The organism is Bradyrhizobium uaiense, from assembly GCF_010811875.1.
Lineage (GTDB): Bacteria > Pseudomonadota > Alphaproteobacteria > Rhizobiales > Xanthobacteraceae > Bradyrhizobium > Bradyrhizobium uaiense.
On sequence record NZ_VKHP01000025.1, the window covers coordinates 34901 to 55372 of the forward strand.

At 61.2% G+C, this 20472-nt stretch carries 18 protein-coding genes; 14 read left to right on the forward strand and 4 right to left on the reverse strand.

What is annotated here, in order from left to right:
- Positions 1-251 precede the first annotated feature (251 nt).
- Positions 252-1472 carry a tyrosine-type recombinase/integrase gene (locus FNJ47_RS09275; protein ID WP_163152772.1) on the forward strand — a complete coding sequence of 407 codons (1221 nt, stop codon included), beginning with the start codon at positions 252-254 and terminating at the stop codon, positions 1470-1472.
- A gap of 766 nt (positions 1473-2238) precedes the next feature.
- On the opposite strand, the gene FNJ47_RS09280 is transcribed toward FNJ47_RS09275, so the two are convergent.
- Positions 2239-2469: a helix-turn-helix domain-containing protein gene (locus tag FNJ47_RS09280; protein ID WP_163152773.1), complete on the reverse strand. Its 231-nt coding sequence runs from the start codon at positions 2467-2469 to the stop codon at positions 2239-2241.
- Here FNJ47_RS09280 and FNJ47_RS09285 point away from each other — a divergent pair.
- Complete coding sequence (locus FNJ47_RS09285) at positions 2393-3349, forward strand: helix-turn-helix transcriptional regulator (RefSeq protein ID WP_235999701.1); 957 nt, start codon at positions 2393-2395, stop codon at positions 3347-3349. The two genes, FNJ47_RS09280 and FNJ47_RS09285, sit on opposite strands and share 77 nt — an antisense overlap.
- Here the strand turns inward: FNJ47_RS09285 and FNJ47_RS09290 are convergent.
- Entirely contained in the window at positions 3346-3831 is a 486-nt protein-coding gene (locus tag FNJ47_RS09290) for a DUF992 domain-containing protein (RefSeq protein WP_163152775.1), read from the reverse strand. The genes FNJ47_RS09285 and FNJ47_RS09290 overlap by 4 nt on opposite strands.
- Positions 3832-4300: 469 nt before the next feature.
- Here FNJ47_RS09290 and FNJ47_RS53870 point away from each other — a divergent pair, with 469 nt between their 5' ends.
- From FNJ47_RS53870 to FNJ47_RS09305, 3 genes are all read left to right on the forward strand, one after another.
- Complete coding sequence (locus tag FNJ47_RS53870) at positions 4301-4597, forward strand: hypothetical protein (RefSeq protein ID WP_347341640.1); 297 nt, start codon at positions 4301-4303, stop codon at positions 4595-4597.
- A gap of 390 nt (positions 4598-4987) precedes the next feature.
- Complete coding sequence (locus tag FNJ47_RS09300) at positions 4988-5467, forward strand: hypothetical protein (protein WP_163152776.1); 480 nt, start codon at positions 4988-4990, stop codon at positions 5465-5467.
- A gap of 547 nt (positions 5468-6014) precedes the next feature.
- The gene (locus FNJ47_RS09305; protein ID WP_163152777.1) at positions 6015-6803 is read left to right on the forward strand and encodes a TetR/AcrR family transcriptional regulator; all 789 of its coding nucleotides are present in this window, start codon (positions 6015-6017) and stop codon (positions 6801-6803) included.
- A 6-nt stretch (positions 6804-6809) separates the two neighbouring features.
- Here the strand turns inward: FNJ47_RS09305 and FNJ47_RS09310 are convergent, their stop codons facing one another.
- Positions 6810-7622 (reverse strand): enoyl-CoA hydratase/isomerase family protein, encoded by an 813-nt coding sequence (locus tag FNJ47_RS09310; RefSeq protein ID WP_163152778.1) that lies wholly within the window; start codon positions 7620-7622, stop codon positions 6810-6812.
- 69 nt (positions 7623-7691) lie between these two features.
- Between FNJ47_RS09310 and FNJ47_RS09315 the strand changes: the two genes are divergently transcribed.
- Entirely contained in the window at positions 7692-9638 is a 1947-nt protein-coding gene (locus FNJ47_RS09315) for an AMP-binding protein (RefSeq protein WP_163152779.1), read from the forward strand.
- A 101-nt stretch (positions 9639-9739) separates the two neighbouring features.
- Here FNJ47_RS09315 and FNJ47_RS09320 read toward each other — a convergent pair whose 3' ends face one another.
- Positions 9740-10549, reverse strand: coding sequence for an enoyl-CoA hydratase/isomerase family protein (locus FNJ47_RS09320; protein WP_163152780.1), 810 nt, complete (start codon positions 10547-10549; stop codon positions 9740-9742).
- Positions 10550-10679: 130 nt separating this feature from the next.
- Here FNJ47_RS09320 and FNJ47_RS09325 point away from each other — a divergent pair, with 130 nt between their 5' ends.
- The 8 genes from FNJ47_RS09325 to FNJ47_RS09360 all read left to right on the forward strand — a co-directional run bounded on the left by FNJ47_RS09325 (position 10680) and on the right by FNJ47_RS09360 (position 20468).
- Complete coding sequence (locus FNJ47_RS09325; protein ID WP_163152781.1) at positions 10680-12221, forward strand: class I adenylate-forming enzyme family protein; 1542 nt, start codon at positions 10680-10682, stop codon at positions 12219-12221.
- Entirely contained in the window at positions 12218-13399 is a 1182-nt protein-coding gene (locus tag FNJ47_RS09330; RefSeq protein WP_163152782.1) for a thiolase C-terminal domain-containing protein, read from the forward strand. The genes FNJ47_RS09325 and FNJ47_RS09330 overlap by 4 nt, the downstream gene beginning before the upstream one ends.
- Positions 13396-13815 (forward strand): Zn-ribbon domain-containing OB-fold protein, encoded by a 420-nt coding sequence (locus tag FNJ47_RS09335; protein ID WP_347341641.1) that lies wholly within the window; start codon positions 13396-13398, stop codon positions 13813-13815. Before FNJ47_RS09330 ends, FNJ47_RS09335 begins: the two co-directional genes overlap by 4 nt.
- Positions 13816-13981: 166 nt before the next feature.
- Positions 13982-15589: a carboxyl transferase domain-containing protein gene (locus FNJ47_RS09340; protein ID WP_163152783.1), complete on the forward strand. Its 1608-nt coding sequence runs from the start codon at positions 13982-13984 to the stop codon at positions 15587-15589.
- A 16-nt stretch (positions 15590-15605) separates the two neighbouring features.
- Complete coding sequence (locus FNJ47_RS09345; protein WP_163152784.1) at positions 15606-17606, forward strand: acetyl/propionyl/methylcrotonyl-CoA carboxylase subunit alpha; 2001 nt, start codon at positions 15606-15608, stop codon at positions 17604-17606.
- 45 nt (positions 17607-17651) lie between these two features.
- Positions 17652-18404 (forward strand): enoyl-CoA hydratase/isomerase family protein, encoded by a 753-nt coding sequence (locus FNJ47_RS09350; RefSeq protein WP_347341642.1) that lies wholly within the window; start codon positions 17652-17654, stop codon positions 18402-18404.
- A gap of 92 nt (positions 18405-18496) precedes the next feature.
- The gene (locus FNJ47_RS09355) at positions 18497-19699 is read left to right on the forward strand and encodes an ABC transporter substrate-binding protein (protein ID WP_163152786.1); all 1203 of its coding nucleotides are present in this window, start codon (positions 18497-18499) and stop codon (positions 19697-19699) included.
- A 106-nt stretch (positions 19700-19805) separates the two neighbouring features.
- Complete coding sequence (locus FNJ47_RS09360) at positions 19806-20468, forward strand: enoyl-CoA hydratase/isomerase family protein (RefSeq protein WP_163152787.1); 663 nt, start codon at positions 19806-19808, stop codon at positions 20466-20468.
- The last annotated feature ends 4 nt before the right edge of the window (positions 20469-20472 follow it).

The window sequence follows — 20472 nt, forward strand, 5'->3', positions numbered from 1 at the left end:
GGCGCAAATCCGTTTGGCTTATCAGTAAGATGCTGAGAGTGCGGGGCAATTCAACTATTGTGGTACAGTTGGGTGGGCTCGAACCACCGACCTCCTGTTCCACAGACATAGCAAGGGCTCCGCCGGCGCTACGCCATTCCCGCCATTCGTACGAAAATTGTAGCATTATCAACTAATAAGCCCGCCCTCGCCTTACCTGCCCTGCAATTGACGCTATGGTGGTAGCTACGTGGTAGCTACAGAGGCGATCGATGGCGGTTTCGAGTATCACGATCCGTGCAGTGCAAGCACTTGAGCCGGGCGAGACTATTTGGGACGCAGACCACCGTGAAGCGGTGCGGGGCTTTGGCGTTCGGCGTCAACGCGACCAGGCGACTTATGTCCTCAAGTACCGCGTGTTCGGCCGGCAGCGCTTCGTCACCATCGGTCCTCATGGTGCCCCCTGGACACCGGAGCTCGCGCGCAAGGAGGCCAAGCGGCTTTTGGGGTTGGTTGCCAATGGCAAAGACCCGGCGGACGAGAAAGCAAAGGCGCGCCTGCAGGCGGCCGACACCCTCCGGGTGATCGCTGATCAGTATCTCCGGAACGCCAAGCAAAGGCTGAAGCCCCGGACCTATTCTGAAGTTGAACGCTACTTGTTGGTCAGTTGGAAACCCCTAAACCCGATCTCGGTTTTCCAGATCAACCGTCGCCATATCTCGGCTCGTATTGCCGACATCGCTTCCGGGCATGGCACCGTCTCGGCAGCCCGCGCCCGTACAGCCCTGTCCTCAATGTTCAACTGGGCAATACGGGAAGGCCTCGACATTCCCGCGAACCCGGTTCTCGGCACTAATCGACCCGCGCAGCCGGGAAGTCGCGAACGGGTCCTCTCGGACACGGAGCTATCAGCCATCTGGCGGGCGTGTGGCGATGACGATTACGGACGTATTGTGCGTTTGTTGATACTCACAGGCCAACGCCGTGATGAAGTAGGCGGCATGCAATGGGCCGAACTTGATACCGTTTCGGGGCTCTGGACGCTGCCAAGCGCCCGGACCAAGAACCGTCGCGAGCCCCCGCTACCATTGGTTCCCGCCGCCTTAACCCTGCTCCCGCACCGCCGAACCGGCCGAGACTTCCTTTTTGGTGACGGACCCCGACGCAGTGGTGACCCTCACCGTGGTTTCTCGAGCTGGTCCAAGTCGAAGACAGCGCTTGATGCACGGATCGCGGAAGCCCTAGGCGAATCCCTGCCCCATTGGACAATTCACGATCTTCGGAGATCGGCGTCGACAATGATGGCCGACCGGCTTGGCGTGTTGCCGCACATCGTGGAGGCGATTCTAAACCACGTCAGCGGCCACCGGGCTGGCGTTGCCGGGGTATATAACCGCGCTCGGTATGCGACTGAGATGCGAGAGGCACTTCAGCGCTGGGCACAGTACGTTGCGGCCCTGCCAGCCCAAAAGCTGGGAAAGGTCGCAGCGTGATATCGGCTTCGGCCTTTCTCCAACTGGTGTCCTCACCGGGCTGTCGGGTTCAACTCCTGGTTCAAGGAGCTAGCCTGCGAGCGGCGAGGATTCGAGTCAGGAGACCGCTTCAGCCCGAAACCCACTTTTGAGGCTGGTGGGTCACGCATGGTAGCGGGGCTCCGCTACATCACTAGACCCACTACTTCGGAAGAGCTGTTCTCTTTTCGGCGAGCAGGCTAGCTGACCTAGTCATGCCAAGGCCAATTTCTCAGGTCCTACCAGATCGCGCCAGACCTCTCGCTGTCGCGACGATACCATTTTCAGAAGGTCGGGTCGATGACGCCTGGACGATCAACCTATCCCATGCGCCAGGCATACCACCGCGATCGCCTCGACAATGCGCTGGTCGAGACTGGCGTAAGTGCCCAGATCGGTCTGTGCATGCGCCGATTGGGCGACCTCAAGGCTCGCCGACGCCGCTACGACGGTCGTCTGGCGGATAGCCCTAGCTCCTCCTTTTTGTCGCGAACGGATGGAGCCAATTCTGCGGTCGGCCGCTCGTGCTCGGTGACGTGATTGCATTATGCGGTTCTTACGGTGCTCGCCAGCCTGCGCCGCCCCGCTTTTGCTTCGGCCGGCCCAGATAGCTCCCCATAACATCCCTGCGCTTCAGTTGAACGCAAAAAACAAATTGGCTCCTTGCGGAGCCTGGAAATCTCCCCAAACGTTTCGCTCCAATTCAAATTGTGCGTCTTGCCATTTCACGCCAATCTTGTGGAATTATTCAGCTATCGATTGCGCGAGGTCGTCTGCCATGGGGCGCTTGCCGAAGTTTACCGGCAAGTTGCTGCCGCCTGTAGACAACGGGCTGAGCTTTCATCAAACGCGCGAAAGTGCGGCTAAAACTGCTCGCACTGGAATAGCCGAGGAGTTTTGCGATGTCAGACAGGGGCTTGCTCGAGTCCACGAGCAGCCGGCAAGCCATATTCAAGCGAACCAAGCTGCGAACTGTCATCAGCTACTCTCCGACGCTGTACGCCGCCCTGCAGCAACTGTGCAAATGGGCATCGCTCGAAGACACGAACCTGTATATGTGGCTGGAGCGCTGCGACGATCGCGTAAGAATTTGCAGCAAGCTGGGCGGGACTGCCGGCATGCTCCATCTTGAACACTCACAATGGCTGCAGAACGTCTTTGTCGTCCACATCGTCCGACAGTTCGCCGGGTCGGAGTGGACTCCTTCAACTATGGCGTTTGAGGCAAATTATGCGCCAGGCTCGGAAGCTCGGGCTTTCTGGCCAAATGCGCGCTTTCTGCCTTACCAGGAAGCCTCCTGGATTGATGTGCCCGTTGCGCATCTCGACCTACCCAGCCTGACACACAATAAGGTGCTGAATCTCTCCGAGGACGAGCCTCAGCCGTTCGGCGACGAGCTTGTCCGCGCACTTAAGCTGATGCTGCCTTCTTACCTGGATGAGGGAATCCCGGCGGTCGCGAAAATCGCTGAGATGGCCGGCACAAGCGTCAGGAGTTTTCAACGCAAACTCTCAAACGTTGGGCTGACATATTCAAGCTTGCTCGAATTGATCCGTTTTGAGAATGCCGCCAAGCTTCTACGTGAGACGGACGCCAAGATCATCGAAATCGCGTTTTCTTCCGGCTATGCCGATCCGGCGCATTTTTCGCGTGCGTTTCGCCGTATTTCGGCGCTACGCCGCGCGAATTTCGGGAGAAATGGAGACCGCAGTAGGCACAGCCCCCGCCTCGCTTTCGTTTTGCACAGCAGCCCCTTCCGATTGGTGCGGAGGCAATTTTCGTCGGCGCAGGCCCGCTATGGACAGCGCGCCACGAGCAATTCGGGACTGCACATACGGCGGTCAGGCGGCGGCGCTTAATAGATCGGACGCAATTGGAGCCCGGAAAGGCCGAGGGTCACATTGACGGCTACCGAGCCCTCTACCGAAACGGGCTGCAACGCAAATGACCGCCCCGAGCCACCGACAAGAACATTGACGCCGGCGCCTAAGCCGAGGCCGATGTCGCCTGACGCCCCGACATATTCGCCGGCGAGAGCTCCAGGCGGAGGGCCTGCCGTCGGGGCAAGGACCGCCCAGGCGAGTGCGCCTCCGGCCGAAACGCCGATATCGATTCCGACGGTATTGAGGGCGCCTTCATAGAGTTGTGTCGGCAATGGCGGGTTTTGTGTAAAGCGACATGACATCGATTGATGGCCAAATATTACAAACCCGACGCTAGGGTCGAGCTTGCAAGCCAGCATGCCGATCTGGGTCCACGATGCCTGTTGGGCGCCTGCGGAGGACACAGAACCGGACCACGCGCAGAGAATGCAGAGGACAGCCAGAATTCGTGCACGCATTTCGCTTCCCGATTATCTCGCAAAGACTCGTTGATCGCGGGTCGGCGCTTGGTCCCGACCGCGTCCTGTTTTCGTAGAGGAGCATGTGCAGAGCCGACGAGGCTATGCAAAATCGGCACGCCGAACCCGCCGTAAGGCCTTTTAGTCGCGTTGGACGAAAGCGGTTTGCGGCATGGCAAGCCTGAAAGGCCACAGCGTTGGCATGGTCGGCGGCGAGATCAACAGAATGACCGTCGAGGCACTATGCAGGCAATATGATTGCCACCGCGCGAAAGTCATTTGCAAGGACATCTCGACACCTGACGCATGCCGGCCCGTCAGCTCAATGCGCGCCGGGCCATGCTGAAAACATCACAATTGGACCGCCTTCATTTCTGCCGATTTTGCATAGGCGGCCGGTTTTGCAGTGTCTACGGTCCGCACAGACCCAACCTGCCGGAAGGCTCAGGCTGATCGCAAGGAGAACGAGATGCGCAACAAGAAGGGCGTACACATTTGCATGGCATTGCTGGCGGCAACATTACTGCTCGACACCGGGACCGCGCTGGCTCAGAGCGCTACGCACGGAAACCTGAAGACGATCGGCACGCCTTCTGCTGCACAAGCCCAAATTGTGCCATCGCTCATCGTTCTCAATTCGCGCGGCGCAACGTTGCAGGGCGACAGCCTCGTGCTGACCGGAGTCACGCCGAACTCGATCATATTCGCCGACCGACCTGTGCGCGCCGCCGGCCACCAGCTCACGGCTGACATCATCACCGACTAGGGCGCGGGCAAGGACAGCTTTGCGAGCGATCCACCGAACGCGACCGTTTCGGCTTTCAACAGCAAGGATGGCTCCGTCAAGGACGCCGTCGTCGTTCTGAAGAATCCGAAGCTGGACGGGGACAAGCTGACCTTCACCGTTCAGACACTCGAGGGTGATCTCACCGGCGCGGACGGCGCAGCCTCGATCTTCATCGATATTATCGGGCGCCCGTTTACGCCGCTTTCCTTTGCAGGCGTCGCGCGGCGCACGGCATACCGGGGCGCAATGTATGCCGGTGCCGCAGCCGTTGGAGCTGCCGCCGTCGGAGCCGCCTACGCCCGGCCCTATTGCGGCTATTATCCCTATCCTCCTTGCTACTGAACAGATCTCCTGCCGGGCGGCACATAGTTGCCGCCCGTGCAAGGACCAGCGATCGCTCTGCGTCGCAACAGCCGCTCGTTTTTCAAAGAAGCCGTTCGGGCGGAAGTTGATCGTTTGATCGCTAGTTCTCCATCCAGCATACCGGATGTAGAGCTCGCTCAGCAGCTTTTCGCCGAAGCGCAAGCCGCTCCTCAGCAGGAAGCGGTCCAATATACGATCGCCGAGATCCGGAAGTTCAAGGCCATTTTGGAGGCGAATGGAGCAACCGTCCTGCTCTTTCATATGCCCAGCTCACCAGCTTACGAAAACACCCCCCTTGCCGCCAAAAGCACCAAGCTCGCCTCAGAGGCATTTCCAAGCGCGTCGGATTGGCTGGATATCGCTGTCGATCGATCTCAGCTACGCTGGACAGATGGGATGCACTTGGACCCCAGATCGGCGGCGCTGATCGCCCGATTCATGGAGGATTCGAGCGATAAGCTTATGGCTTCCAAGACCAGATCGTAGCAGCGGCAGTTCGCCAGGCAGTTCGATACGACACGTTACCGGTGCGCGCTTCTCTTGCGGGCACCCAATTCGCGCTCGGGTGTTACGCCTCTGTTGACGCTAGCTAGCTCCGAGCGCGACCATCAGGAGCAAAATCGCAGAACATCGTAGTTTGGCGTATCAAATCGTGGAAATGGCGGAGAGAGTGGGGGTTAAATCCACGGTTTTCGACCATTCCGCGTCGAACAGCTGAGACCGCACTTAAGCACTCGCCTCGCCCTGCCCCTCGGAAGTTCAGATCCAGCACATGCGCCACACGCCTGCGCACATGGCAGTGTTGAGATTTTCTTGATCTCCCGGTGCACACGTCGTGCATTGGCCGCCTTCTAACCGACTGAAAAAACTGAACTCACGCTCCAATCCATCATGGTCAAATTTGAGCAAGTTTCAACAGGACGACGCCAGCGAGCGGTACTACAGGCAAAGAACTGGCGGCCCGTTCACTGTCCGAGCAAAGGGCTGATGATGGAGAACGATCAGTCGCAGGTGCCTTCTGTCAGATGTTGCCATGCTCTGCAGAATCTGCTTCGAGAGCGATCATTGGCTGCGCGAATCGGCAGCCCAGTACGTCGACACGGAGCTTGTGGTAGCCATGAAGACGGCGCGGTCATTCTCGCGTTCTGGCCCGAGTTCGGCGGCGCGCCAACCCAAGAGCTCACTCACGAGCCGGAGACGCAAAGGCGAACCCGACAAAGGTCCCACAGCAGCGACGTCCAAGTCCGAGCGGTCGCGAGACCTCATCCTGCACTCCGCGGCTCAGCTGTTTCGCCGCCAGGGATTTTCCGCCACGACGCTGCGCCAGATCGCAGCAAGAGCGAAGATCAAGGCCGGCAGCATCTACTATCACTTCGATTCCAAGGAGGAGATCCTCGACGAGGTGCTGGACCGCGGCCTCCGCCACGTCTTCGAGACGGTCAGGAACGCTGTCGAGCGGGCAGGGAAGGTATCGCATCGGCGCCGGATCGGCCTTGCGATCGAGGCTCATCTCGTCGCACTGCTCGAGACCAGTGACTTCACCTCGGCCAACATTCGAATCTACGGGCAATTGCCTGAACAGCTGAAGAAGCCGCACCGGCCGCTGCGACGTGCATACGCAGAATACTGGGACCAACTCTTCATCAATGCCCGGCGCGCCGGCGAGATCCGGGCCGACATGGAGGTGGTGCCGTTGCGCATGTTTGTGATTGGCGCACTGAACTGGACCATCGAGTGGTTCAGGCTGGAAAATCGGGACGCCGTGCTTGAGCTAGCCCATCGCACCGAGTTGCTGATCTTTGAGGGCGTTCGCCAGCCCTGACGTAAGTCACCTGCCCTGCCAGACCGGCTTGCGCTTTTCCGCAAACGCCTTCGGTCCTTCGATGGCATCGAGGCTTGCATAGGTTTCGACATGAAGCCGCTCGGCCTCGACCAGGCCTTGCGCAAGCCCCAGATCCATCGCAGCAAGCACGCTGGCCTTGGCCGCCTTGACCGACAAGGGTGCACCTTCGACGATCTTTTGTGCCAATTCAGTCGCGCGCTCGCGGACGGCCTGCGGGGTGTCCTCGAGGGAGTTGACGAAACCGCGCTCGGCCAGCCGCTCGATTGGCACGGTCTCGCCAGTGAGAACCATCTCCATCAGCAGCGGCTGCGGTAGCATCCAAAGCATCGGTACCGCCCACGGAGACCCGCGCCCCATCTTCACCTCGGTTATCCCGGCACGGGCGCCGCGCAAGCCGACCCTCAGGTCACACTTCAGCGCAAGCATCATTCCGCCAGCCATCAGGGATCCGGTCATGGCGGCAATGATCGGCTTCGAGACCGTCCGCATCGCGTTCTGCATGGGATCACGCATCCGCGTGAGGATATCCACCCCGTCCCTCGCCCGGATCTCAGCAGCCTGCTTCAGATCCAGCCCCGCGCAGAAGACACCGCAGTCTGCGGACGTCAGGATGATCACGCGGACGGAGGGATCCGCCTCGGCCTTGCTCCACGCATCCGTCAGGCCATTCATCGCCTCAACCGAGAGCGCGTTCTTGCGCTCGGGACGATCGATGGTCACGGTCGCGATTCCATCCTCGACCGAATAGCGGACCTGCTCTTTGTCAGCCACGATATCTTCTTCCTTGAATTCTAACATTTGTTAGAATAAATCGCCGGACGCCAAATGCAAGAAGATGGCGCAGCTCTTGAAGCAGGAGGAAACAAGATGACGTATCTCTGGACGCCCCCCGCGGAACTCGTGGAGAGGAGCAACCTGAGCGCGTTCCTTCGCGCCACCGGACAGCACCACTACGACACGCTGGCGGCCAAGGCGAACACCGATCCGGCGTGGCTCGTGGAGGAAGTGTTCAAATTCTGCGACGTTCGCTTCTATCGCAACCCCGACAAGATTCTTGATCTTGCACGAGGCGAGCCCTGGGCGCGCTGGTGCGCCGGCGGGACCACGAACATCGTCCTCAATTGCATCGATAAGCACCGCGGAACTGAAGTCTGGGACAGAACATTCCTGGTCTGGGAAGGCGAAGACCACAGCGAGCAGCGACGACTGAGCTACGCCGAATTCGAGTCCGCCGTCGGGCGGCTAGCCTCGGGCCTGCGCAAGCTTGGATTAGGCAAGGGCGACGTTGTTGCGATCTATATGCCCAACCTGCCCGAAACCTTCGTGGCTTTCTTTGCAATCCTGAAGATCGGCGCAATCGTGATGCCACTGTTTTCCGGCTTCGGGCCCGACCCGATCCGGGCGCGGCTTAACCACGGTGAAGCAAAGGCCGTCATTACCGCGAACGGCACCTGGCGCCGGGGCGCTCCTGCTCCGCTGAAATCGGTTCTCGATGAGGCGCTGGAGACCGCCCCATCCGTCCAGCATGTGATCGTGGCCGACCGCGGCGGGCTCGGCGTCGATACCCCTATGCGGCCGGGTCGCGACCACTGGTGGGATGAGATCGCGAAGGAGGCGACAAACCTTCCGACCGTCGAGATGGATGCGGAAGACCCCGCCATCCTTCTCTACACCTCGGGAACGACTGGCGAACCAAAGGGCTGCGTGTGGACGCATATCAGCTTCATTGGCTCGATGGTGACACGGGACATGATCATCTGCGGCGACTTCAAGCCAACGGACCTGTTTTTCTTCTTCAGTGACATGGGGTGGATGGTGGGCGCGATGTGCGCCTGCATTCCAAGCTTCGCCGGCGGCAGGCTGCTCGTCGCCGAGGGGACCCCCGATTATCCCGATACGGGACGTTTCTGGCGCCTGATCGCCGATCACCAGGTCACCTATCTCGGAGTTTCACCGACCATCGTGCGCGGCATGATGCGTTATGGCGAGGAAGTCGAGCGGTACGACTTCTCCAGCCTGCGGATAACAGCATCGGGCGGCGAGGCCTGGACCGAGACACCGTGGCGATGGTTCTTCGAACACGTCTGCAAATCTAAGATCCCGATCATCAACATTTCCGGCGGAACGGAAGTCGGCGGATGCATCTTCACCGGCACCCCGAACCATCCGATGAACCCATGTTCGTTCTCCCGGCCGGCCCTCGGTGTCGGCGCAGATATCGTCGACATGGCCGGTAATCCTGTCGCCGACGGCGAGGTTGGCGAGCTGGTGCTGCGTCATGCATCCATCGGACTCACGAAGAGCCTGTGGAAGGGCGACCAGCGCTATCTCGAGAGCTACTGGAAGACGATTCCGGGAATCTGGGTGCATGGCGACTTTGCCATGCGCGGCAAGGACGGTCTCTATTACATTCTTGGCCGCTCGGACGACACTCTCAAGATCTCGGGGAAGCGCGTCGGCCCTGCGGAGCTCGAGGGCGTGCTGACCGCAACCGGCAAGGTCGCGGAGGCCGCAGTCTTCAGCGTCCCCCATCCGGTCAAAGGCTCCACCATCGTGTGTGCTTGCGTGCCGAGCCCAGGCACAAAAGACTCACGCGCGCTGTCGGAAGAGCTAGCCCAAGCCCTCGTGCACGGAATGGGCACCTCGTACCGCCCGGAAAGAGTGTTGCTGGTCGATGATCTGCCAAAGACGCGCAACATGAAAATCATGCGACGCGTGCTCCGCGCAGTTTTTGAAGACAAGGATCCCGGCGATCTGTCGGCGCTCGCCAATCCCGAGGCGATCGAGCACATTCGCCAGAAGCTCAAAGTGTAACATCCGGCCCGGATTGGTCCGGACCGGGCAACGTCCGCATAGTGCGAGGCAAGGCGTCAAGGCAACCACAAGTGAGTTGCCTTGACGAGAAATGGGCGAATCTAGATCGGGCAATCCTTGGCGAACGCAGGCTTGCGCTTCTCGAGGTGCGAGGCCAGCCCTTCGCGGGCCTCATTGCCAGCAAAGCCGAGAATCTCGAGCGCAGTGGAAGTGTCAAACAGCGGCCCGTTGACACGAAGCCAGTTGTTCAACGCATATTTGGTCCAGCGGATCGCACTCTGTGCGCCGGTGGCGAGATCCTGCGCAGTTTCCAACGCGATGTTTTGCAGCTCCGCATCTTCGACGCACAGCGAAACCAGGCCGATTCGCTCGGCTTCCTCACCCGACAGCGGCTTGCACGTGAGCAGATAGTACTTTGCCTTCGCCAGTCCGCAGAGCAGCGGCCAGATGATGCAGGCGACATCGCCCGCCGCGACGCCGAGCCGCGTGTGTCCATCGACGATCCGCGCCGATTTGCCACAGATCGACACATCGGCAAGGATCCCAACGACGAGGCCGGCTCCCACGGCGACACCGTTGATCGCCGAGATGATTGGCTTGTTGCAGTTGATGACGTTGTAGACGAGATCCTTGGCCTCCTTCCAGGTCGCCACCCGCGCGGATGGATTGTCGAGCAGCGACTTGATCAGCTCGAAATCACCGCCAGCCGAGAATGCCTTGCCCGCCCCCGTGACAATCACGGCGTTGATGTCGGGGTCGTTGTCGATGTCTCTCCAGATATGGGTGAGCTGTGTATGGGTCTCGGCGTCGACGGAGTTGTAGGTCTCCGGTCGGTCGAAGGTGATCCGAAGGATCCGTTCAGCCGGATAGTCGAGCTTCAACCTCGTGTAGGCCGCGTATCGATTGGACATATTGATCTTCCCGCTCTTGGCGCATAAGAAGCGCTACCAATTAATTCTAACAGATGTTAGAATTTGTAATCGGCCGGCGCAAGCACTGGTTCGAAACAAGAATATCAAAAGAGCGCTCGAGGAAACGTTGATGGAAACCGGCCTCAATATCCAGACCGACGGCGGATCCGGCACCGGAACCGTCGGTGCGCTGTTCGAGGCCTGTGCGGAGCTTCACGCCCACAGGCTTGCGATCGAATACCGCGACCGGCTCGTAACCTACGGCGAGTTACGCGACCGGGTCCGTCGGTTAACTGCCCTGTTTGCGGCGCGGGGCCTGCAACGGGGCGACCGGTTCGGCTTGCTGTCGCGCAACCGTCCCGAATATCTCGAGATCGAGCTGGCTGCCGCCAATCTCGGGATCATCACGGCTTGTCTTAACTGGCGGTTGTCGGAGCGCGAGCTCTCCTATTGCATCGAGCTGGTGTCGCCCAAGCTGCTCCTGGTCGAGGGCGACCTCGCAGCAAACCTCCCGCCGGCCGCCAGGGCGAATCCAATCCTGGAGATTGGGCCTCAATACGAAAGCGAGCTCGCCCGACAGGATGGGCGGGCTTGCCCGTCCATCGCCCAACCGGAAGATGGGCTCGTCATTCTCTACACCAGCGGAACGACCGGCCTGCCGAAGGGTGCCGTGATTTCACACCGCGCAATGGTGATGCGGGCGCTCGTGTTTTCTTCCGAGCTCGGCATCGCACCGCACGACACGTTCGTCGCATGGGCACCGCTGTTCCACATGGCCTCGACCGATCATGCGTTGGCCACCCTGCTGCGAGGTGGAACTGTCGTTGTGATCGACGGCTTCCAGCTGGAACCGCTGCTGGCGGCGGTCTCGCAACACCACATTGGTTGGCTAGTTCTCATTCCCGGCATGGTGGAGGCGCTTATCGATGGTCTGAAAGCGCAACGCACCAAAGTGAAAGGCGTGCGGGTCTGCGGAGCCATGGCGGATCTTGTCGCCCCACATGCCATTGCCGAGGTCACACAGCTGCTCGGCGCTCCCTATCTCAACAGCTTCGGTTCGACCGAGACCGGCCTGCCGCCGGCGACGCGAGCGCTGATTGCGCCCGGCGATGTGCCAACCAGGCTGTCCAAGCGGCAAAATGCGTTCTGCCAGATCAAGCTGGTGGATACCTCCGACAACGAGGTCGCAGCCGGCGAGCCCGGCGAGCTGGCCATCCGCAGCCCGACACTGTTCTCGGGCTATTGGCGCGCCGACGAGACCAACGCGCGCGACTTCCGCGGCGGCTGGTTTCACATGGGCGACGTGTTCAAGCGCAACGCCGACGGATCGCTCGATTTCGTCGACCGCGCCAAATACCTGATCAAATCAGGCGGCGAGAATATCTATCCCGCCGAAATCGAGCGAGTCCTGCTGGGCGACGACCGGATCGCGGAAGTCGCAGTCGTCCGTGCTGCCGACCCAAGGTGGGGAGAAGCCCCGGTCGCCTTTGTCGCCTGCCGCGAAGGGGTCGTGATGACGGAGGCCGAGCTCACCGAGCTGTGCCGCCGGGAACTGGCAAGCTACAAGCGGCCGCGCGAATTTCGCTTCATTGCCTTTGGTGAATTCCCTCGCTCGACAAGCGGCAAGGTCCAGCGCCACGAACTCGAGCGCCTGTTGAAAGCTTCGACATGAGCGACACCAGCCTCAGAGGAAAGGTTGCCGTCATCGGCATCGGATTATCAGCGGTCGGCAAGGTGCCAGGCCGCAGTCCGCTCTCGCTTGCCGCAGAGGCAGCCAGAAACGCACTTGCCGATGCCGGGGTCGCCAAGGGCGAGGTGGACGGCGTGCTGTCGAGCCATGCCTTCGCCTCACCGTTCCATCGCTTCAGCGTTGCCTTCAGCGAATATTTTGGAATCCGTCCGACCTTCTCGAACACCTTGCAGGTGTCCGGCGCCACGGCGGCCACGATGTTCAGCATTGGTGCTGCCGCCATTCACGGCGGTCTCGCCAAGGTGGTGCTGCTGGTCGCGGCCGACAGTCTCATGACGGGACTGACGCCGGACCTGGCGCTGCGTTCACTCACGGAAAGCCGCGATCAACAATTTGAGATGCCGTTCGGCATTCCGGTTGCCAACACCTTCGCAATGACCGCGCACCGGCATATGAGAGAGTTCGGCACCACGCCAGAGCAGCTGGCGGAGGTCGCCGTCGTGCACAGGCGTCACGCGGCGCGGACCCCCGGTGCACAACAGACCGCACCGATCACCACGGCAGACGTGCTGAATTCGCCGATGGTCACGACGCCCTATCACAAGCTCGACTGCTCGCTGATCTCGGACGGCGGCGCGGCGTTTGTCCTCACATCGGCCGAACATGCGAAGGCCCTCGGGATCGGGAAGCCGACCTACATCCTCGGTTGCGGAGAATGCTACACCCACGAGCACATCTTCCTGATGCCGTCCCTGACCACGACCGGGGCCGTCGAATCCGGCCGGAGGGCGTATGCAATGGCCGGCTACCAGCCAAGCGATATGGATGTCGCCGGCATCTATGATTGCTTCACGGGCACTGTGGTCATGATGCTTGAGGATCTAGGCTTCTGCCGGAAAGGTGAAGGCGGCCCGTTCGTCGCCGACGGACAGATGAGCTACGGCGGCCAAATACCCTCCAACACCCACGGCGGCCTGCTGTCATTCGCGCATTCCGGAATGCCTGGCGCCCTGTTCCACTTCCATGAGGTGATCGCGCAGCTGCGCGGCCAATGCGGCCAGCGGCAGGTCGAAAGCGCTGAGCTTGGGCTGGTGCACAGCCTCGGCGCGGGCTTCGCCACCAACGCCACGACCATTCTCGGCACGGAGGGAACGTTGTGATTGCATCCGAGGATTCCACGCGAAAGCCCCTGCCCGCACCGGATGCCGATACGACCACGTTCTGGCGTGGCCTGCGGCAAGGCAAGCTCCTGCTGCAACACTGCCGCCGATGCCGGAACGTGCAGTACTACCAGCAAGCCACTTGTCGCGAATGCGGCGGCGATGAGCTCGAGCACCGGCCGGCAACCGGCCGCGGCAAGGTACACTCCTTCAGCGTGGTCCATCGGGCTCCCGGTCCCGCATTCAAGGCGGATATCCCCTATGCCGTGTTGCTCGTCGAACTCGCGGAAGGGCCGCGCATGATCAGCACCTTGACGGGAAGCGATTCGGAGGACGTCACCTTCGACATGGAGGTCGAGCTCGCATTCGACCAGGTCTCCGACGAAATAACCCTGCCGCGCTTCCGGAAAGTCTGAGGACCAGCATGAGTTCTGCTTGCATCCGCGCGCGATCGATTCTAACAGCCGTTAGAATTTTGCAATGCCTCGATTTTGTAGCGCTCGCATCGCCAACCCACCGGTCGATTTATACCCGCGGCAAGTCATCCATCGGCTCGCCGCACAGCCACCAGGACCACCCGCAATGGCAACCATGAAATTGGACGTCGTCACCTCGACCGAGGAATACGCCCGCAACCGCAGCGCCTATGCCGAGCGCATTGTGGATCTCAGGCGGCGCCGCGCTACGGCGGCGCTCGGCGGCCCCGAGCGTGCGCGCAAGCTTCACAAGGAACGCGATCAGCTGTTGCCGCGCGAGCGGATCGCGGCGCTGATCGATCCCGGATCACCGTTCCTCGAATTCTGTCAATTGGCCGGCGAAGGCCTGTACGAGGGCGTGCCGCCCGGCGGCAGCATCATCACCGGGGTCGGAATGATCTCCGATCGTCCGTGCATGATCATCGCCAACGAGCCCACCGTAAAGGGTGGCACCTACTATGGTATCACCTGCAAGAAGCATGTTCGTGCGCAGCGTTTCGCCTGGCAGCACCGCTTGCCTTGCGTGACCCTGGTCCAATCCGGCGGCGCCAACCTGCCCGACCAGCCGAATATCTTCCCTGACGATGGCCAGTTTGGCTCGATCTTCTACAACCAGGTCAGAATGTCGGCTGAAGGCATCCCGCAAATTGCGGTGGTGCACGGTCCTTCTACCGCGGGCGGAGCCTACATTCCCGCCTTGAGCGATGAGACCGTGATCATCCGAAACCAGGGCGCCATGTTCCTCGGCGGGCCGCAGCTGGTCTATGCGGCGACCCGTGAAGAGGTCGGCATCGAGGCACTCGGTGGCGGCGAGATGCATAGCCGGGTGAGCGGCGTCACTGACCATCTCGCCGAGAACGACGCCCATGCAATCGCCATCACGCGCGAGATCGTCGCCAGCCTCGGCGAGATTCCGCGGCAAAGCCGAACCGTCGCTCCGGTGCGCGCACCACAATTCGACCCCGACGAAATCTACGGCCTGATCAGTTCGGATCCGCGCATTCCCACCAATAATCGCGATATCCTGGCGCGTCTCGTCGATGGCAGTGAATTCCATGAGTTCAAGCCTCTCTATGGCGATACCCTGATGACCGGCTTCGCGCGGATCATGGGCTTTGAGATCGGCATCCTCTGCAACAACGGCGTGCTGTTCTCCGAAAGCGCGCTGAAAGCAACGCACTTCATCGAGCTGTGCTGCAAGCGCGACATTCCGCTGCTGTTCATGGCGGACGTCACGGGCTTCATGGTTGGCCGTGAAGCGGAGGAAGGCGGCATCACAAAGAACGGCGCGAAAATGATCACGGCAATGGCAAGCGCCAATGTCCCGAAATACACGCTGATCATGGGTAATGCTTACGGCGCGGGCTACCTCGCCATGTGCGGCCGGGCGTTCCGGCCGAACGCCATGATGATGTGGCCCAATGCCCGTTCCGCCATCATGGGTCCCGACCAGGCCGCGACCACGCTCGCGATGGTTCGCGACGAGGTGCACAAGCGCGAGGGCACGAGTTGGACGGATGCCGAGCGCGAGGCCTACATGGCCCCGACCCGGCGAACATTCGAGGATTTCGCCAATGCCTATAACTTCGCCCGCAACACCTGGTGCGACATGGTGATTGATCCGCTCGAAACCCGTAGCGTGATGGCGCTGTTGCTTGACCTCGCCGGGCGCGTCCCGCGCGAGCGCACCGATTTCGGCGTGTTCCGGATGTAGACGCAGAGGACCCGCCATGTTCAGGAAAATTCTGATTGCCAATCGAGGCGAAATCGCCTGCCGCATCGCCCGCACCTGCCAACGCCTCGGCATTGCGGTGTCCACCGTGCACTCCACCGCAGATGCCGACGCCCTGCACGTCAAGACCATTGGTGAATCCATCGAGATCGGGGGCGCGCCGGCCTCGGAAAGCTATCTGCGGATCGATGCCGTCATCGCCGCCGCGAAAGCCACCGGCGCAGAGGCGATCCATCCCGGGTTCGGCTTCCTGGCCGAGAATACGGCCTTTGCCCGCGCGGTCGAAGCCGCCGGTCTGGTGTTCATCGGACCGACGCCGGAAACCATCGAGCGGCTTGGCGACAAGGCGTCCGCGAAGCAGGAAGCCGTCGCCGCCGGCGTCCCCACCATACCAGGCAGCGAAGCTCCGAGCGAGGATCGCCACGAAGTCGAACGTATCGTGCGCCGGCTCGAACTGCCCATCATGCTCAAGGCCGCGGCCGGCGGCGGTGGCAAGGGCATGCGGGCGATCTCGACCTATGACGGACTTCGCGACGAAATCGAGTCCGCGATGCGCGAGGCGAGGAATGCGTTCGGTAACGCAGGACTGATCGTCGAGAAGCTGATCCTGGAAGGCCGACACATCGAGGTGCAGATCGCGGGCGACGGCGATGGTAACGTGATCCACCTGTTCGAACGTGAATGCACGCTGCAGCGTCGCCACCAGAAGCTGATAGAGGAAGCGCCAGCCGCCAACCTGGCTCCCGCCCTTCGCCAACGCATCCTCGACGACGCCGTCCGGCTTGGGCGCAGGCTCAGATATCGCGGTGTCGGCACGGTCGAATTCATCGTCAGCGGCACCGACTACTACTTTCTGGAGGTCAACCCCCGGCTCCAGGTCGAGCATCCCGTAACCGAGCTGGTCACCGGCATCGACATCGTCGAGGCCATGCTCCGCATCGCTGCCGGCGAAGGACTGCCCGTGAAGCAGGACGAAGTGGTGTGCCAGGGCCACGCGGTGGAGGCGCGCATCTGCGCCGAAGATCCGAATGACAACTTCATGCCGTCCACCGGCGAGTTCGCTTACGTCAGGTTCCCGTCGGGCGACATTCGCGTCGAGACTGGTGTCGAAAGCGGATCGACCGTTACGCCCTATTACGATTCGATGCTCGCCAAGCTGATTACCCACGCCGCCACACGTGATCAGGCGCTCGACCAGCTTGATCGGGCACTCGGCGAGACCTCGATCTTCGGCGTCATCACCAACCGGGATTTTCTCCGCCGGTTGATCGCTCTGCCCGCGACCCGGGCCGCGACGTTTCATACCCGTCTGATCGACGAACGGATCGATACGCTCGCGACCACCGCCGGCGATATCGACTCTGAAGCGCTGGCGGTTGGTGCATATTTCTGGATGAAGCGACAGCGCGCTGCCGCTTCCGGCAATCCCTGGCAGTCCAGCAGCCTGACCGGCTGGCAGATGGCGGCCGCCGATGACGGCTTGTCACCGATCCCCATTCTCCACCTCGAGACCGCCGGCGACAGCGCGGAGATCCGCTTTGCACCCTTGCAGCCAGACGGCACGATGCTGATCGGCGTGGACGATGCCAGGATTCGGGTGCAGCTTTCGCCGCTTGCCGATGACATGTTCGCCGCCGCGGTCAACGCGCGCTGCGAGACCGTGCGGATCGCACAGAAGGACCATGCGATCTTCGTGCACGATCCGCGTCGCGCCCATACCATGACCGCGATCCCCTACCTCAGATACATCAGCGCCAGCGCCGAGATCAGCGGCGAACTGCGCGCGCCGATGACCGGCGTCGTGTTGAAGATCAACGTCACGGTCGGCAGCCGCGTGAAGGCAGGCGATCCGACCGTCGTCATGGAATCCATGAAGATGGAATTGCGCATCGCCAGCGAGGTGGACGGTGTGGTGACCGCCGTCCACTTCAAACCCGGCGATACCGTCGAGCGAAACGCCGTCGTCGCCATCGTCGAGCCCGAACTCATCCCGCAGTAGCCGCCTTATGAACGATCAGGACAGCATATGTTGCGATTAGGAAGCGTGAATTACGACGTCCGCGGCAAGATCGCGATCTTGACGCTCGACGAACCGGAAAAGCTGAACGCACTGACCGCCGGCATTCGCGCAGGCATACGTGAGGGCCTGCAACGGGCCGACAAGGACGATGGGATACGTGTCAGCATCATCACCGGTGCCGGCGGCAAGGCATTCTGCGCCGGCGCCGATATCGGCACTTTCGATTTCGATCCGGAGAAAGCGCGCGCCTTTTTCATCGACGCCATGGAGGTCCTGAGCGCTCCGGAACGAGCGCTCAAGCCGGTGATCGCCGCCGTCAATGGAATTGCCTATGGCGGAGGATTCGAGCTTGCCATCGCATCCGACTTCATCCTGGCGGCCGAGAGTGCCCGCTTTGCCGTACCCGAGATCAAGTTGGGCCTATTGCCTGGCTTCGCTATCGTGCGCCTCCAGGACATTGTCGGGCGCGCGAAAGCCAAGGAGATGAGCATGCTTGGCGATCCCGTCAATGCCGCCGATGCAAGCCGCCTCGGGATCGTATCGCGCGTCGTTCCCGACGAACGCCTTCTCTCCGACGCAATCGCGTTCGCGGAACGCATCGCCTCACAGCCCCGCCTTGCCGTGCAGATGGCCAAGTCCTTCTACAATCGCGGTCTCGGCGGCGACGAGACGCGCCACGCAATCGACGGGTTTCCGTTCCTGCTGACGCACGCCGATGCACGCGAAGGCATCAACGCATTTCTGGAGAAACGCGCACCACGTTTCGAAAACGGGTAGCTGCAACATCTGCGTTTAAGCATCGTCGCGCAGACATCCTGCCCGCGTGACCAACACTCCACTGTCCAATAGAAGAAAATGAGGGAGAACACGTGAAGAGGACTTTCCTGGCCTTCGCCATCCTGGTTGCGGCAGCGTCGACCGCCTCGGCCCAAATCTCGAATGATGTGGTCCGGATTGGCGTGCTGACGGACCTTTCAAGCTGGGGACGCGATAACAGCGGTCCCGGCTCGGTCGAGGCGGCAAAAATGGCCGTTGAGGAGTTTGGCCCGACGGTACTCGGAAAGCCGATCGAAATCGTGAGCGCCGACCACCAGATGAAGAGCGATGTGGGCCTGCAGATCGTTCGCGACTGGTTCGACAACGGGAAGGTCGACGCAGTCGCCGACATTCCGAACTCGGGAATTGCGATAGCCGTTCACAATATGGTGCGGGAGCGCAACAAGATCGCGCTGCTCTCCGGCCCGGGCGCGAGCTCCCTGACCGACGAGCTGTGCAGCCCGAACACGGTCCATTTTTCCTATGATACCTACGCGCTATCCAAGGTGACCGCGGGGGCGGTGATCAAGGAGGGCGGCAAGTCCTGGTTCTTTGTCACCGCCGACTACGCATTTGGACAGCAACTTGAGAAAGACGCGACCCGCTTCATCAAGGAACTGGACGGCAAGGTGCTCGGCAGCGTGCGGCATCCGACCAACACAGCCGACTTCTCGTCGTTTGTACTGCAGGCGCAGAACTCCAAGGCGGATGTCGTGGCATTTGCCAATGCTGGCCAGGACACCGACAATGCCGTCAAGCAATCCGGTGAATTCGGCCTGGTTCAAGCCGGCCAGAAGCTTGTTGGCCTGCTGATGTTCGATACCGACGTGCACGCCGTCGGCCTGCAGGCCGCGCAGGGCACTTACATGACGACGGCCTCTTATTGGAGCATGGATGACAAGACCCGCGCCTGGTCAAAGAGATTCTTCGCCCGGACCAACGTCATGCCAACCATGATCCACACCGGCGTCTACGGCTCGGTGCTGCACTATCTCAAGGCGATCAAGGCCGCCGGCACCGATGATCCCGCCGCGATCATGGCCAAGATGCGCGAACTTCCGATCGAAGACACCTTCGTACATGGCGGCAAGCTGCGCGAGGACGGGCGGGTGATCCGTGACATGTATCTGGCGCGCGTGAAGAAGCCGCAAGATTCGAAGGAGCCGTGGGACTATCTCGAGATCGTCAAGACGATCCGGGGTGAGGACGCCTATCGGCCTGTCAACGAATCGAAGTGCGCGCTTCTCAAGAAGTGAAGCGATCTGATCGGCGCAAGAGAGAGCGACGGCCGCCGCTTGACCGGACGGACCTTCGGGGCGGGCTAGGTAAATCATCGCCGAACATCGGAAGGACAATCAGTTCATGAGCACGGCATCATCACCAATCGAACTCGTCGTCGCCGACGGGATCGGGACGATCTGGTTGAACCGACCCGAGCGAGGCAACGGGATCGAGCTCGAGTTGGCGACTGCACTCAGGACAGCCGCCTTTGACCTCGAGCGTGACGCGAGCGTCAAGGTCGTAGTCATTCGAGGCCGCGGAGCGCATTTCTCGGTCGGCGGAGATCTTCGAGCCTTCTCCGCTGCCGGCGCCACATTCCCGCGACTCGCCACGGACATCATCACTTCTTTCCACGACGCACTCCTTTCACTGAGGCGTTCGGGAAAGCCGGCTATCGCCGCGGTAAATGGGGCTTGCGCCGGCGGAGCAATGTCTCTGGCGTTGGCCTGTGATTTCGTTCTGGCCACCGAAACGGCACATTTTTCAGTGGCGTACCGACGGCTGGGCGTTCCTGCCGATGGCGGCATGACACACTCGCTGACGTCCCTGGTGGGGCCGAGACGAGCGCTGGAGCTGATGCTCCTTTCGGATCGCATGAACGCAAGCGAAGCCCTGTCGCGCGGGCTGATCACAAGAGTATGTGCGGAGCATCAGCTCCAGCGCTCGTCTCGGCCCCACCAGGGACGTCAGCGAGTGTGTCATGCCGCCATCGGCAGGAACGCCCAGCCGTCGGTACGCCACTGAAAAA